Here is a 15,259-nt window from a genome sequence, read left to right as displayed (position 1 = left end):
TGCAGTCCGCAGCAATTTGAGCAAACAGATAAGCAAACAGATAAGCAAACAGCTGCGCAGCGTATTGTGAAGCAGACTTCGCAGCGCATAGTGCAGCAGGCCATCAAAGCAGAGCAGCAGGGCTTATTTAGCCGGGCTTTGCCGTTATATCAGCAAGCAGTGGCGTTGGGCGAAACCTCAGCTATATCTGCGGTGTTACGTTTGCAACCTGACGCAAGTACAGCTGAGCTGCAACTTTGGCTGTCAAAGCAGCCATTCAGTAAAAGCCAGCTTGCACCTTATTGGGCTGAACTTGGCCAGTGGCAACAATTAACAAAAGCGCAGCAACACCAGTTGCAGCAACCTTTTTCTGAGCTCCATTTTTCACCCAAATCTTGTGTGTTGTCGTTGCAGCCAGTGCTCAGCAATTTAACCAGTGCCAGGCAGTGGCAACTGTTATTACAGCAGTGGCAACAAGACAGCCAACTCTCGTCTTTGCCATTTTGTCTGTTGCCGCCGCTGTTTATTGACAGCGCCGCACTAAATTGTTCTGAACAAAAAACAGAGCGTATTCAGTGTCATTTACCGGCATTAAAACAACAGCTTCAAGATGCTGATTTTCATCAGGTGCTGCTGCTTGCCGGCAAGGGCGGGGCCAGTTATAACAATGGGCTGTTGCAGCTGCCAGCGCAAAGTAGTCTGGCGCTGCTGCGGCACGAGCTAAGCCATGCCTTTGGTTTTCTGGATGAATATGCCTTATTGCCCCAGGTTGCCAAAGCTGAGTGTCAGCCTGGCCGGCTCACACCAAACCTGTTGTTTAGTAAAGACGATTTGGCAGGGTATCAGCAGCTTTGGCAGCTGGAAAACACTGAACTGCAGTTAACGCCGGTAGCCAGTTGCAATAATGCCGGTCTGCAGGCTTACAGAGTGGTCGCAACCGACACTCATATGCAACATTATGAGCTTCCGATGCCGTCGCTTTATCTGCAACTCATCCGCAAACAGCTGCAAAAACCTGAACTTTTGATGCCTGCATCTTATTATTTTGCTTATCTTGCGAGGCAACAACAAGACTGGTCTGCCTGGCAGCACTGGATGCAGCATGCCGCTGCTTTGGGTTATCCCCCGGCAATACAGGCACTACAAAACAGCGATAAAACCAATCTAAGCCCGGCAGCACCCTAGTCATTAAATCTCTCGCAGTTATGCTTATCTGCTCTGTGCTGTTTCGCTACGGTAAAAACAAAGGGTTGTCAGGCGATTCACAACAAGCCCGAACTTGTCGCTTTGGCAGCTGGTTTTATATGCTGAGGTAGTGATTTTTTCAGCTGTTGGTGAGCTTAAAACAGAGAGGACATTGCTGCATCGCCGCTGGCCTTTGCAGAGTCGTGGACTTAGTTTGACAACTCGCTGAGTTCACGACTTAATAAATCGGCATCACCAATATTAAGTTCAAGCAAACGGCGTAAATGGCTGGCACTTTCTATATCAATACGCTCACAACGCAGACCCAAAGACTCCTGATGGCTATGGGCAACTTTGGTTTCCATTTCCAGCACCAGTTCTGAATCATTCAGCTGAAATTGTAAAATTAATTCAGTGCCATCGGCCAGATCCCAGTCGTTTGGTTTTTTCACCAGAGCGCCACGTAATGACAAATCCAGCACTTCGGTGGCAAATTCTCTGCCAGCGCAAATTAACTTAGCGTTGCTGCTGAAAAGAATACGGCTAAAACGTCTGTGATCCATATCGACTCCTGCGTAAGTTATTACAGCATAGCGTTTTTTTATTAAAAAAACAGGCTGCAATTGCAGCCTGTTTAAAGTGTATATCAGCTGATATCTTCACCAGCCGCCTGACGGTCGGCGTGGTAACTGGAGCGCACGAAGGGGCCTGAAGCGACGTGTTTAAAACCAAGCTCGTAGCCAACACGTTTGATTTCATCAAACTCCGCCGGTGACATATAACGTTTTACCGGTAAATGGTGTTTGCTTGGTTGTAAATACTGGCCAACAGTCAGCATATCCACGTTGTGAGCCCGCAAGTCGCGCATCACTTCAATAATCTCTTCAGTGGTTTCACCTAAACCAACCATCAGGCCTGACTTCGTCGACACTTGTGGATGCGCTTCTTTATAACGACGCAGCAATTCCAGTGACCATTTGTAGTCTGCACCAGGCCGCGCCAGTTTGTATAAACGTGGCGCTGTTTCCAGATTGTGGTTAAACACATCGGGTGGCGTTTGCGTCAGAATATCCAGCGCTGCATCCATACGACCACGAAAATCCGGTACCAGAACTTCAATTTTAATAGCTGGTGTTTCGCGGCGGATAGCAGTGATACAGTCGGCGAAGTGCTGAGCACCACCGTCACGCAGATCGTCGCGGTCAACGGAAGTGATCACCACATATTTCAGCTTCATATCTTTAATGGTTAACGCCAGTTTTTCCGGCTCTTCAGCGCTGGGTGGCAATGGGCGGCCGTGCGCCACATCACAAAACGGGCAACGGCGGGTACAAATTGCACCCAAAATCATAAAAGTTGCGGTGCCGTGGTTAAAACATTCAGTCAGGTTAGGGCAGGACGCTTCTTCACAAACTGAATGCAAACCGTGTTTACGCAAAGCGCCTTTAATTTCGTCGATACGCTCTGAGCTCTTTGGCAGTTTGATTTTCAGCCATTCTGGTTTGCGTAACATTTCGGCTGGTTCTGTGGGCAACACTTTCACCGGAATAAGCGCCATTTTGTCGGCATCACGCAGCTTGACGCCAGGCTCCATCCGGGCTGTTTTTGGCATATTAGTCATAAAACCCTGTCTTTGTTATAAGCTCGGTCACTGCCAGCTGGCTGACAAACTGAGAACTGATTTGTGCTTTGGCCGCTGCCATGGTCAGAGGGCCGCCTAAATCTTTACTTTGCACCATTTTCATGCCGGCATAACCACAAGGGTTAATGCGGCCAAAAGGCGATAAATCCATATCAACATTGAGTGCAAGGCCATGAAAAGTGCAACCTTTACGCACTCTTAAACCTAAAGACGCCACTTTTTGCTCATTGACATACACACCAGGCGCATCACTTTTGGCATAAGCTTTTACGTCACTTTGCGCCAGTGTTTGCACTATCACCTGTTCAATCAGCGTGACCAGTGCTCTGACACCAATATTGCGTCTTTTAATATTCAGCAGTACATAAGCCACCAGCTGGCCCGGGCCGTGATAGGTCACCTGACCGCCGCGGTCTACCTGTACCACAGGAATATCACCCGGCATCAGCAGATGTTCAGCTTTACCGGCCTGACCCTGGGTAAAAACCGGCGGGTGTTCCAGCAACCAGATTTCATCGGGCGTGTCGTCACCACGTTCATCGGTAAATTGTTGCATACGCTGCCAGGTGTCGGTGTAATCGACCAAACCTAAGTCACGTATGATAAGCGCATCAGCAACAGGCACTACGCGGCTCCTGCTTAAAAAATGGCTGCATTATAACGGGCAGGGCTGAAAAATCGAGCCCGGCGCTTAAGTTACATAACATAACGGACCAGTTCGAGTTTACCCAGTTCTGTGTAAAGCAGCTCAATATGGGCTTTGCTGGTGACAGTCACGACCACTGTCACTGAATGATAAGTGCCTTTGCTGCTGGGTTTAATGCTGGGCGAATAGTCGTTGGCTTCTGCATGGCGCTGCAAAGTGGCAATCACCGCAGGCACTAAATCATCATGGGCCACACCCACAACTTTAAAGTTAAAAGCGCAGGGGAATTCAAGAAATTCATCAAATCTGGTGTCTTTTACTTCAACGGCCATCGGATCCTCACTTACCACATTGGATACTGTTGACTGGGTTGTGCGGGTGCACAAAGTGGCGGCTATTCTAACAAAAAGTCCCGGACTGTGCCGGGACTTCTTCAACATCTTTTAGTGGTAAAGCTGGTTGTTACTGTAACTGCATTTTGACGTAATCGACCAGACGGCCGAAAATACCACCTTCGGCAATATCTTCCAGCGCCACCAGCGGGAACTCAGCAATGTCAGCATCATTCAGTTTCAGGTAAACAGTACCGACCACCTGACCTTTGGCGATAGGAGCTACCAATTGCTGTGACAGTTTAAAGTCGGCTTTCAGGTGTTTACGCTGACCACGTTGCAGTGTAATAGGGGTTTCGCTCATTACACCTAAACTGATATTTTCTTTGTCACCTTGCCAAACACGTTGTTCAGCAAAAACTTCACCTGCTTTGTAAGGTGAAAAAGTTTCGAAAAAACGAAAACCATAAGTCAGTAATTTTTTGTTTTCTGCTTCGCGGATTTTGGCGCTTTCAGTGCCCATCACCACAGAAATTAACCGCATGCCATCTTTGGTGGCTGAGGTAATCAGGCTATAACCGGCTTCTGAAGTGTGACCGGTTTTAATACCGTCGACATTCAGGCTTTTATCCCACAATAAACCGTTGCGGTTGTATTGTTTGATGCCGTTAAACACATATTCTTTTTCAGAATAAATTTTATATTCTTCCGGCACATCACGAATAAGTGCAACCGAAAGTTTGGCCATATCGCGTGCCGTGGTGCGTTGTTGTTCTGCCGGTAAACCATGGCTGTTGACATAAGTGGTGCTGTCCATGCCCAAACGTTTGGCATGGGCGTTCATCAGCTCGGCAAAAGCGCCTTCGGTGCCGGCAATGTGTTCAGCTAAAGCCACACAAGCGTCGTTACCGGATTGAATAATAATGCCGCGGTTCAGCTCTTCCACCGAAATAGTAGCGCCCACTTCGATAAACATTTTTGACGAATCGCTGTATTGTTTGGCCCAGGCGTTTTCGCTGATGGTCACCTGATCAGAAGGCTTAATATTGCCGTTTTTAATCTCAGTACCAACCACATAACTGGTCATCATTTTGGTCAGGCTGGCAGGTGCTAATAATTCGTCTGCATTGCCTTCAGCCAGCACTTTGCCGGTGTGGTAATCAATCAGAATATAACCTTTGGCATTCACTTCAGGTGCCTGTGGCGTCAACTGCATATCGGCAGCTGTCTGGCTTTGAGCAAAAAAACTAAGGCAGCTAAAACTGGTGGCTAAAAAAATTCGACGATATTGGTTTTTAAGGCGGTGATTCATAAGGCTCTTTCTTATTAGTGAACTGCAACTGCACGGTTAACAAATCTTAAAAGGTTAACCACATAATTTTTTATTAGTGACATAAGCGTCCGGGTAAGCGCCGGCACGCAACTTGTCCAGCCAGTCGGCTGCCTGAGCTGAACCCTGTAACGGGCCCGCCAGTAACTTGTAAATGCCGTTGGCATTTTCAATGGTTGTGGGTACAGACCATTGTTGTTGTAATTCGTTCCCAAGCCGTTGCACTTTTGCCGGGTCACTGCTGGCAATCAACTGAATAAAACAGCCATGTTGGCCAGCCGCCTGAGCTGTGCTAACCATATTGTTGTTGGCAACAGGCCTTGTTTCTTCAAACCGTACAGGTTTATCGACGGTATTTTGCGACGAACTGCGATCAACAGGCGTCACAGGTTCATAAGGGATCATCGGCTCTTGTGCTATTGGTGTGGCAAAACTGTTTTGATTTTCCATGCCAGGGGAGGCCACCAGTTCTACTTTGACCCGGCCGGTACCAGTTTGGAAAATGCCCAGTTTATAAGCCGCTGAATAAGATAAATCTATCACACGGCCATCATGGAATGGGCCTCGGTCGTTCACCCGCACTATGGCGCTGCGGTAATTATCGAGGTTGGTGACCCGCACATAAGAAGGCAACGGCAGAGTTTTATGCGCCGCTGTCATCGAAAACACATCGTAGGTTTCGCCGTTTGAGGTTAAATGACCATGAAATTTACTGCCATACCAGGAGGCAGTGCCGGTTTCGCTATGTTCGGTGATGGTGGTTTTTGGATAATAATCCACACCATAAATATTGTAGGCTTTGTTACCACCGCGGCTTAAGGGTTCTACCAAAGGCTCGGGGTCAACCATTTCTTCTGCAGTCGGCAACCTAAGTGGAATGCTGTCTTTGGATTGGGAATAACGGCCGGCATTTGGATCCGGATAACCACCTGCAGTTGTTTGGCCTGAAGCGGAGCGTTCCGGAGCACTGGAGCAGGCTGCAAGCAATAATGCAGACAAAGAACACAACAACAAATTCTGGCGCACAGGCCGCAAAAAACGGGAAAAAGTTTTCATTATTGTTTCGCTAACATCCGTTTGTGGGTGCTGACCGACATCAGAATGCCAAAACCGGCCAGCAAAGTCACGAAAGAAGTTCCGCCAAAACTGACCAGCGGCAGCGGAACACCAACGACCGGCAGGATACCAGATACCATGCCGATGTTAACAAAAACATACACAAAAAATGTCAGGGTAATGCTGCCTGCCAGAAAACGGCTGTAGTTATCCTGGGCACGGCTTGCAATGACCAGGCCACGGCCAATAATAAATAGGTACAACAATAACAAACCACAAACGCCCATCAGGCCCATTTCTTCAGCAAAAACAGCAAAAATAAAATCGGTATGACGTTCAGGCAAAAACTCCAGTTGTGACTGAGTGCCCTGCATCCAGCCTTTGCCCTCAAAACCGCCAGAGCCGATAGCAATCATCGATTGAATGGTCTGATAACCCGCGCCTAAAGGGTCACGCTCAGGATCAAATAAGGTTAACACCCGGCGTTTTTGATAGTCGTACATTAAAAAGTGCCACAAAATTGGTAAGAAGGCCGCCAATAAAGCGCCGACCAATCCGATAATGCGCCAGCTCATGCCACTTAAAAACAACACAAACACACCGGACATGGCAATTAAGATGGAGGTGCCAAGGTCAGGTTGTTTGGCAATTAATAAGGTGGATGCTGCACAAATTAAAAAACCGACAAATACATCACGATGGCGCGGTGGCATGGCATGTTTTGCCATATACCAGGCAACGGCCATAGGCACTGCCAGTTTCATCATTTCTGAGGGCTGAAACTTGGTAAAACCTAAATCTATCCAGCGGGTAGAACCTTTGGCGGTATAACCAAAAAACTCAACAATTAATAAAAAAAACAAACCACAAACATACAGAGGGAAAGACCAGCGCCGGTAACTTTGTGGGTTAATTTGCGCCAGAACCAACATAATGCCCATGGCAAAAGCAACCTTCAGCGCCTGGCCTTCAACTTTGGCTAAATCATGGCCATCGGCACTGTACAAGGTAAATAACCCAACCACTATCAGCAGTAATAAAGCCGCCAGCAGCGGGCCGTCAACATGCCAGCGCATCAGGCGGGACTGGTGTTCCTGCTCATTCATCGATGCTGTTTTCCTCTGATTGTGCCTGGGGTGCAGACTCGGCAGCCGGCTTTTGTTGCTGTGTTGTTGGTGATACCGCAACTGCATTGTTGTTTTGCGTTACTGCTGTACCAGAGGTTTGAGCACTCCGGTTTTGTGCTGCATTCTGCTCGTTTTGCACCTGTTGATCCACTGCCGGAGTTGCCGGCAACGATGATGGGGCTGGCGCCTGTGGTGTTGCAGGTGTTGTTTGGCCCTGCTGTTGTTTTAGTTTACGCTGCGCTTCAGCGGCTTTTTCGGCGGCATAACCTTGTTCCCGTTCTAACATCCGGGCTGCCCTTTGTTCCTGCATCAACGCCACTTCGGCCAGCGTTGGTAAAGCGGGTTTGTCTGCTTGAGGCGTAAAATAATGGTCCATCATTTGCCGGGCAACAGGAGCGGCATTACTGCCACCACCGCCGGCGTTTTCGACCACAACAGCCACCACAACTTCCGGTTTGTCATGCGGGGCATAACCAATAAACATGGCGTTGTCGCGATGACGTTCATTAATAGCTTTGGCATTATATTCCCGTCCGGCAGCCATGTTAATAACCTGCTGGGTGCCGGTTTTTCCAGCCGGGTTGTAGCTGGCGCCTAAAAAGGCGCCTCTTGCAGTGCCGCCTTCCTGCTGGGCAGTGCGGCGCATCGCTTCACGCGAAATAGCCCAATTGTTGGGGTTGACCACTTCGATGGTCTGCTCCAGCGGTATTAATAAATTCTGGTCTTGTTGCTGATTATGAAAATTACGCGCAAGCCTCGGTGTAATGCGGGCGCCGGTATTAATTAAAGTGGCAGTGGTGAGCGCCATTTGCAGTGGTGTTGCCTGCCAATAGCCCTGACCTATGCCGATATTAATGGTGTCGCCAGGGCCCCAGTTTTGTTTGTGTTTGATTTTTTTCCATTCGCGCGTTGGCATATTGCCTTGGTTTTCTTCATGCACGTCAATGCCACTAGGCCGGCCAAAACCGGCTTTAGTCATAAAGTCAGCAATTTTGTCGATACCCAGTTTATAAGCCAGGTCGTAAAAATAGGTGTCACAACTTTTAATGATGCCGGTGTAAATATCAACATAACCATGGCCCCACTTTAAATGATCACGCCAGGGGCGGCTAACCTTAGGTAAACGGTAAAAACCAGGGTCTGGCACTCTGGTTTGTTCAGTCACAGTGCCATTTTCAAGGCCTGCTACACCTAACAAAGGTTTAATAGTGGAGGCAGGTGGGAATAAACCCTGGGTAATACGGTTCACCAGCGGTCTGTCCGGCGAATTTAATAACATGCGGTAGTTTTTGCCGCTGATACCGTGCACAAATAAATTGGGGTTGTAGCTGGGGTTGCTGTAAAAAGCCAGCACAGCACCATCTCTTGGGTCCAGCATCACCACTGAACCCCGGTTTTCACCCAAAGCTTCCTGAGCTTTGAGTTGTAAACCTAAATCCAGCGACAAATATAAATCATCCCCTGAGATGGCAGGTTGTTCACGCAAGGTGCGAATCACCCTGCCACGGCTGTTCACTTCCACTTCCTGATAACCAACAGTGCCATGTAGCTGGGTTTCGTAGAACTTTTCCAGGCCGACTTTGCCGATATCGCGGCTAGCGGCATAGTTGGCACTTTGTTGGTTTTCTTCCAGTTGTTTGTATTCTTTTTCGTTAATTTTGCCGATATAACCAAGAGCATGGGTAAACAAGTCACCATAAGGATAATTGCGGGTGAGGCGGGCTTCGAGTGTCACACCGCTGAACTGGTGCAGATGCACGGCCAGAATGGCGACTTCTTTTTCACTCAGATGCTCTTTCAGCGCAATACTTTTAAAACGACGTTGTTGTTTTACTTCTTTATAAAAGGCTTGTTGTCGCTCTTCGTCAATAGAGATAAGTTTGGCAAGTTCAGCAACTGTGGTCGGTAAATCCTCAACTTGCTCCGGAATCAGCTCTAATGAATGCACAGGACTGTTTTCTGCCAGTAACACGCCGTTACGGTCGAAGATCATGCCTCTGTTCGGGGATAGCGGGACCAGCTTGATGCGGTTGCCATCAGCACGGGTGGAGTACTCGTCGTATTTCACCACCTGCAACTGGTATAAATTCAGCAGCAGCACCCCAAACAACAACACCACCACCACAAAAGCAAACAGCACCCGCCGGTTAAACAGCAGGGCTTCTGCAACATGGTCTGCAATGGCAATACGGCGTTTGCGCATGACTACTCGCGATGATAAGGATGGTTAGTGCTGATACTCCAGGCACGGTACAGGCTTTCTGCCAAGACCACCCGCACCAGCGGGTGCGGCATGGTTAAAGCAGACAAAGACCATTTGGCTTCACTGGCGGCAATACAGGCAGGCGCTAAACCTTCGGGTCCGCCAACCAATAAACAGACATCCCGGCCATCCATTTGCCATTGTTCCAGCTTTTGAGCAAGCTGTGGGCTGCTCCAGTTACCGCCTTCTACTTCAAGGGTAATAATGCGGCTGCCTTTGGGCACAGCAGCCAGCATTTTTTCACCTTCAAGCTCCAGAATACGTTTGATATCGGCATTTTTGCCACGTTTACCGGCCGGAATTTCAACCAGCTCCAGCGGTAAATCCCGTGGGAAACGGCGGGCATATTCTTCATAGGCGGTGGTGACCCAGGCTGGCATTTTTTGCCCAACTGCAATCAGCATTAACTTCATGAATTTAAGCGGCCCAGAGTTTTTCCAGCTGGTAAAAACCACGGCTTTCATCAAGCATCACGTGAACAACCACTTCGCCTAAATCAACCAGTACCCAGTCACCACTTTTTTCACCTTCAACACCCAGAATATGTAAACCGGCTTTTTTGGCTTCCTGGATAAGGTAAGCAGCCACTGAGCGGGTGTGCCGGTTTGAGGTGCCTGAACACACCACCATACATTCGGTTTCGGTTGATTTGCCTTTGACGTCGAGCTGAACAATATCTTTGGCTTTCATGTCGTCAATTTTATCAACAACAAAAGCGATTAATTCCTGAGTCTGCACTTGGTATACCCCATTGCTGTGCGCTATAAACGCGGCATTTTAACAGCTTTTTCCGGCCAGTTATACCTGATACAGCTGATGCTGGTGGATATAAGCCAGTACTTCTGGAATTTGTAGCGAAGGGTCCGGATTATCTTGTGGGGTTTGACTGCTAAAACCGGCGCGGATTTGGCTGGCAGAAATATCAAACAAGGGGTTATCCAGCAGCAGAATTTTGCCTGCAGTTTGTTGCTTTAGTTCAGAAATATCAGCGGCGCCATGGCTTTTTAATAACGTCTGAGCTGCTGCATTTAACTGATAACCGGGGCGTTGACAGACCAATAAATGACACAAAGTCAGAATATGCTGATAACGAAACCAGCTTTGAAAAGCACAAAGTGAATCCATACCAATGACAAAACATAAAAAGTCATCAGGATACTGTTGATGCAGTAGCTCCAGCGTTTCCACAGTATAAGAAGCGCTGTTTTTCTGAAGTTCCAAAGTATTGAGTTTCAGTTGTGGATAAGGGCTGATGGCAAGTTCAACCATCTTTGCCCTGTGCTGACTACTGACACCTGGGTGAGCGCGGTGTGGTGGTAAATGGCAAGGCAATAACTGCAGTTCTTGCAGTTGGCAATGCTGCTGCACATAAAGCGCCAGCTGCAAATGCCCCTGATGAATAGGGTCGAAAGTGCCACCGTAAAAACCAAGCAGCGCCATGTTAATCGGCCAGCTGCTGTTGTAGCGAAAATAATTTCGGCACTGGGTTTATAAACAAAGTGACCAGATGAGCCAGCGCTACTTCGGGGTGGGGCAGGCGGCCGGATTTTAAACCACGGTCAAAACAGGCCAGTTCCTGCAGCAGATGTTGCAGCCAGTTATTGGAAAGGCGCAGCAACGCCTGTTGATACAAAGACTGGCGTTTAGGCCAGATACTGAATTTTTTAAAATAATCTTGTGGTGGCACCCCTTGTTGTTCCAGCGTTTTTAACTGCAGCAATAACATGGCTTCTTTTTGTAATTGCCAGCCTATCATCACAGGTTCGTTGTCTTGCGCCAGTAAACGGTCCAGCCGGTGTAATGCTTCTTCACCCTGACCAGCCAATACAGCATCTATCAGCTGAAACACACTAAAGTGCGATTGGTCGGCCAGATATTGTTGCAAAAAAGCAGCGTCCAGCCATTGACCATGTTGGGTTAATGCCAGTTTTTCCAGCTCTTGTTTGGCAGCCAATAAGTTACCGGCAGCATGATGTTGTAGCAGTTGCAAAGCGTCGGTTTGCAGTTTGACACCAAGGGCGGCAGCGCGCTCTTTGAGCCAGCGCATAAACTGGTAATCGTCCAGTGCATAAAACTGCACCTGCACACCAATCTCTGCCAGTGCTTTAAACCAGCTTTGTTTGGCAAATTCGGTGGCGGTTTTGGCGCCATGCAACACCAGAATTAAATCAGCATGGAGCAGGGCAGGCAGTTTTTTTAGCTGATCCTGGGCTGCCGGCGTGAGTTTGGCTGTGCCTAAATCCAGCTCCAGCAGCTGACGTGGAGTAAACAGCGACATGCTGTTTATTTCATTAAAAAAATCGGCCCAGTCAAACTGGGCTTCATTGATAAAACTTTGTCTGTCGTCAAAACCTGCTGCTTTGGCGGCGCTGCGAATATCATCCAGCGCTTCCATTTTTTGCAAAGGTTCTTCACCAAACACCAGATAAACCGGTGCCAGGCCTTTTTTCAGCTGAGCCGGTAGCTGGTTGCTGAATAATTTCAGCATGGCTTACAGCCGGCCCAACTGGCGGATCATCCGTGCTACAGCCTGGGTGCGCAGTTCATCCAGCAATAAATCCAGCTCGCGCGCTTTAGCCAAAGCCCGTGACGGGTCATCCTGATAATCACGGTATAACTCAATTTTGTAAGGAGTGGCATCCAAACCAGGCATCAGCAACTGATATTCAACAGTGTAAATCAGCTCATATTCCGCTACCTGGCCATTGGGAAACAATGACAAAGTGCGGCGCTGCAAACCATCACTGAGTAGCTGAATATGCGGCGTTTTGTTGTCGGCAGCCGCCAGCAGCTTCACATTGTTGCGTTTCAGTTGCTCGGCAAGTTTGCTTAAAAGTTCTGAGTGGCGATCCCCTTCGAGGTAAATCGCCGGATATTTGGCCAGTGGCAGTTCACCACGCAACTGAAAACCACAGCCGCTGAGCAGCAAGCTGCCAAGCAGCATAAACAGCCAGATGCGTGACAACTTCAGCATTAGCCCACCACCAGACTCAATAACTTGCCAGGCACGTAAATAACTTTACGTACTTCAACCCCTTCAAGGTACTTTTTCACGTTTTCTTCAGCAGTGGCAAGCGCCATCACTTGTTCCTGCGTGGCATCAATCGCCACTGTCACTTTGCTGCGTACTTTGCCGTTAATTTGTACCACCACCAGCTTTTCATCTTCGACCAGTGCACTTTGATCAACCAAAGGCCATGGGGTTTGTTCAAGCTCGGTATTGTGGCCAAGTTCAGCCCACAGATGTTGGGATAAATGCGGGGTGATTGGGTTTAATAACTTCACGACCGCCTGAATACCTTCGTTCAGCACAGCTAAGTCCTGCGTAGTTTCAGTGGCGGCTTTTTGCAGCCGGTTCATCAGCTCCATAATGGCAGCAACGGCAGTGTTAAAGGTGTAACGACGGCCCACATCATCTGTCACTTTGGCGATGGTTTTGTGAATTTCACGGCGCAGCGTTTTTTGCTCGCTGTTGAGTGCACTGATATCCAGAGCCGCAACAGCACCTTTTTGTTTAAAATCGTTCACCAGCGTCCAGACGCGGCGCAGGAAACGATTGGCACCTTCTACAGCTGAGTCCTGCCATTCCAAAGTTTGCTCTGGTGGCGCGGTAAACATCATAAATAAACGCACAGTGTCGGCACCGTATAAGTCGATCACAGTTTGTGGGTCTATGCCGTTATTTTTCGATTTTGACATTTTGCTCATGCCGGCTGACAGCACTGGCTGACCGTCGCTTGCTAAAATAGCCTGGCTGATACGGCCTTTGTCATCACGTTCTACCGTCACATCTTGTGGTGAATACCAGGTTTTGCTGCCACCTTCGTGTTCACGGTAAAAAGTTTCCGCCAATACCATGCCCTGACATAACAAACGTTTAAACGGCTCGTCTGATTGTACTAAACCAACATCACGCAGCAGTTTGTGGAAAAAGCGTGAATACAATAAATGCAAAATAGCATGTTCAATACCACCGATGTATTGATCCACCGGCAGCCAGTAGTTGGCTTTGGCAGGGTCCAGCATGCCGGTGTCATGTTGTGGGCTGCAATAACGGGCGTAATACCAGCTTGACTCCATAAAGGTGTCAAAAGTATCTGTTTCGTGGAAAGCGGCCTGGCCCTTATAGGTGGTTTTGGCCCAGTTCACATCGGCTTTAATAGGGGACGTGACACCGTCCATCACCACATCTTCCGGTAAACGTACCGGTAGCATCTCTTCCGGTACCGGCACTTGCGTGCCATCTTCCAGCGTTAACATAGGGATTGGTGAACCCCAATAACGCTGACGGGATACACCCCAGTCGCGCAGGCGGTAATTCACTTTCACCTGACCTAAACCCATAGCGGCCAGTTTGTCGGCAATACCTTGAAAAGCCGCGGCAAAATCCAGGCCGTCAAACTCAGCTGAGTTAATCAGTACACCTTTGTCGGTAAAAGCGGCTTTGCTTAAATCGATGCTGTCTTCAGCGCCGGCAACAGGAGCAATCACCTGTTTAATTGGCAGACCATATTTAGTGGCAAATTCATAATCACGTTGGTCATGTGCCGGTACTGCCATCACGGCGCCTGAGCCGTAATCCATCAATACAAAGTTGGCAACCCAGATTGGCACTTGTTGACCCGTTAACGGATGCACAGCAAAAAAGCCGGTTGGTGCGCCTTTTTTCTCCATGGTGGCCATATCGGCTTCGGCCATTTTGCCGCCTTTACACTCGTCGATAAATTGCGCCAGCTTGTCATCCATTTTTGCGGCTTTTTGTGCCAGCGGGTGCTGAGGTGCAATGGCAACATAAGTCACACCGTAGAAAGTGTCAGGGCGGGTGGTGTAGACGCTGAAATCATAACTGGAGCCTGCCACGCTGAACTTAATTTCCACCCCTTCAGAGCGGCCAATCCAGTTACGTTGCATGGTTTTAACCTGCTCCGGCCATTCGTCAAGTTGATCTAAATCCTGTAACAGCTCTTCGGCGTAATCGGTAATTTTAATAAACCACTGCGCCAATTCACGTTGTTCCACCAAGGCGCCAGAACGCCAGCCGCGACCGTCAATCACCTGTTCGTTGGCAAGCACACATTGATCCACCGGATCCCAGTTCACTGTGGCCATTTTTTTATAAACCAGGCCTTTTTCAAACAGCTTGGTAAAAAACCACTGTTCCCATTTGTAATATTCAGGTTTACAGGTGGCCAGTTCGCGGTCCCAGTCATACCCAAAACCTAAACGTTTCAGCTGGTTTTTCATGTAATCGATATTGGCATATGTCCATTTGGCTGGTGCTGTTTTATTGGCAATAGCGGCGTTTTCAGCCGGTAAACCAAAAGCATCCCAGCCCATAGGCTGCATCACGTTTTTGCCTTGCATACGCTGGAAACGGCTGATCACATCACCAATGGTGTAGTTACGCACATGACCCATATGCAAACGGCCGCTTGGGTAAGGGAACATCGACAGACAGTAGAATTTTTCTTTGTTGTTATCTTCAACCACTTTAAAGGCTTGGCTTTGTTCCCAGTGCTGCTGCATCCGGGTTTCAATGGCTTTTGGATCGTAAGTCTGAGTAGGGTTTTGAGTTTCTGACATCGAAAATTCCAACTGTTCAATCAAAGGCGGCCGGGCATCCGGCAAAGTGGCGTTAGCATACCGCAAGCGGGGGGGCGACAACAACTGCAAAGCGGCAGACAAAAGATGGATAAGCT

15 protein-coding genes are annotated in these 15,259 nt (G+C 48.5%); 1 reads left to right on the top strand and 14 read right to left on the bottom strand.

Going from position 1 to position 15,259, the window contains the following annotated elements; genetic code table 11:
* The first annotated feature begins 66 nt into the window (after window positions 1-66).
* Window positions 67-1,164 carry a hypothetical protein gene (locus RCH83_RS08270; protein ID WP_306520875.1) on the top strand — a complete coding sequence of 366 codons (1,098 nt, stop codon included), beginning with the start codon at window positions 67-69 and terminating at the stop codon, window positions 1,162-1,164.
* A 209-nt stretch (window positions 1,165-1,373) separates the two neighbouring features.
* Here the strand turns inward: RCH83_RS08270 and RCH83_RS08265 are convergent, their stop codons facing one another.
* The 14 genes from RCH83_RS08265 to leuS form a co-directional block, all read right to left on the bottom strand.
* Complete coding sequence (locus RCH83_RS08265; RefSeq protein ID WP_306520873.1) at window positions 1,374-1,727, bottom strand: PilZ domain-containing protein; 354 nt, start codon at window positions 1,725-1,727, stop codon at window positions 1,374-1,376.
* Window positions 1,728-1,810: 83 nt separating this feature from the next.
* Complete coding sequence (gene lipA, locus RCH83_RS08260) at window positions 1,811-2,776, bottom strand: lipoyl synthase (RefSeq protein WP_306520910.1); 966 nt, start codon at window positions 2,774-2,776, stop codon at window positions 1,811-1,813.
* 1 nt (window position 2,777) lies between these two features.
* Complete coding sequence (gene lipB, locus RCH83_RS08255; RefSeq protein ID WP_373689760.1) at window positions 2,778-3,431, bottom strand: lipoyl(octanoyl) transferase LipB; 654 nt, start codon at window positions 3,429-3,431, stop codon at window positions 2,778-2,780.
* Window positions 3,432-3,502: 71 nt separating this feature from the next.
* Window positions 3,503-3,784, bottom strand: a complete 282-nt coding sequence (gene ybeD, locus RCH83_RS08250; RefSeq protein ID WP_306520871.1) for a DUF493 family protein YbeD — start codon at window positions 3,782-3,784, stop codon at window positions 3,503-3,505.
* Between the two features lie 130 nt (window positions 3,785-3,914).
* Complete coding sequence (locus RCH83_RS08245) at window positions 3,915-5,000, bottom strand: D-alanyl-D-alanine carboxypeptidase family protein (RefSeq protein ID WP_306520869.1); 1,086 nt, start codon at window positions 4,998-5,000, stop codon at window positions 3,915-3,917.
* A gap of 150 nt (window positions 5,001-5,150) precedes the next feature.
* On the bottom strand, window positions 5,151-6,170 hold the full coding sequence (locus tag RCH83_RS08240; protein ID WP_306520867.1) for a septal ring lytic transglycosylase RlpA family protein: 1,020 nt from the start codon (window positions 6,168-6,170) through the stop codon (window positions 5,151-5,153).
* Window positions 6,170-7,276, bottom strand: coding sequence for a rod shape-determining protein RodA (gene rodA, locus RCH83_RS08235; protein ID WP_306520865.1), 1,107 nt, complete (start codon window positions 7,274-7,276; stop codon window positions 6,170-6,172). Before rodA ends, RCH83_RS08240 begins: the two co-directional genes overlap by 1 nt.
* Window positions 7,269-9,500: a penicillin-binding protein 2 gene (mrdA, locus tag RCH83_RS08230; protein ID WP_306520863.1), complete on the bottom strand. Its 2,232-nt coding sequence runs from the start codon at window positions 9,498-9,500 to the stop codon at window positions 7,269-7,271. Before mrdA ends, rodA begins: the two co-directional genes overlap by 8 nt.
* Before the next feature lie 2 nt (window positions 9,501-9,502).
* Complete coding sequence (gene rlmH, locus RCH83_RS08225; protein WP_306520861.1) at window positions 9,503-9,973, bottom strand: 23S rRNA (pseudouridine(1915)-N(3))-methyltransferase RlmH; 471 nt, start codon at window positions 9,971-9,973, stop codon at window positions 9,503-9,505.
* Window positions 9,974-9,977: 4 nt separating this feature from the next.
* The gene (gene rsfS / locus RCH83_RS08220) at window positions 9,978-10,298 is read right to left on the bottom strand and encodes a ribosome silencing factor (protein WP_260657333.1); all 321 of its coding nucleotides are present in this window, start codon (window positions 10,296-10,298) and stop codon (window positions 9,978-9,980) included.
* A 60-nt stretch (window positions 10,299-10,358) separates the two neighbouring features.
* Window positions 10,359-11,000 carry a nicotinate-nucleotide adenylyltransferase gene (gene nadD / locus RCH83_RS08215; protein WP_306520859.1) on the bottom strand — a complete coding sequence of 214 codons (642 nt, stop codon included), beginning with the start codon at window positions 10,998-11,000 and terminating at the stop codon, window positions 10,359-10,361.
* 1 nt (window position 11,001) lies between these two features.
* Window positions 11,002-12,048: a DNA polymerase III subunit delta gene (gene holA, locus RCH83_RS08210; protein ID WP_306520857.1), complete on the bottom strand. Its 1,047-nt coding sequence runs from the start codon at window positions 12,046-12,048 to the stop codon at window positions 11,002-11,004.
* Window positions 12,049-12,051: 3 nt separating this feature from the next.
* Window positions 12,052-12,534, bottom strand: coding sequence for an LPS assembly lipoprotein LptE (gene lptE, locus RCH83_RS08205; protein ID WP_306520855.1), 483 nt, complete (start codon window positions 12,532-12,534; stop codon window positions 12,052-12,054).
* A complete protein-coding gene (gene leuS, locus RCH83_RS08200) occupies window positions 12,534-15,143 on the bottom strand; it encodes a leucine--tRNA ligase (protein WP_306520853.1) in 2,610 nt (869 codons plus the stop codon). The genes lptE and leuS overlap by 1 nt, the downstream gene beginning before the upstream one ends.
* Window positions 15,144-15,259 lie beyond the last annotated feature (116 nt).

Origin of the sequence: Rheinheimera sp. (genome assembly GCF_030824435.1) — a bacterium.
GTDB lineage: Bacteria > Pseudomonadota > Gammaproteobacteria > Enterobacterales > Alteromonadaceae > Pararheinheimera.
This window is presented reverse-complemented; position numbering and strand designations above follow the sequence as displayed.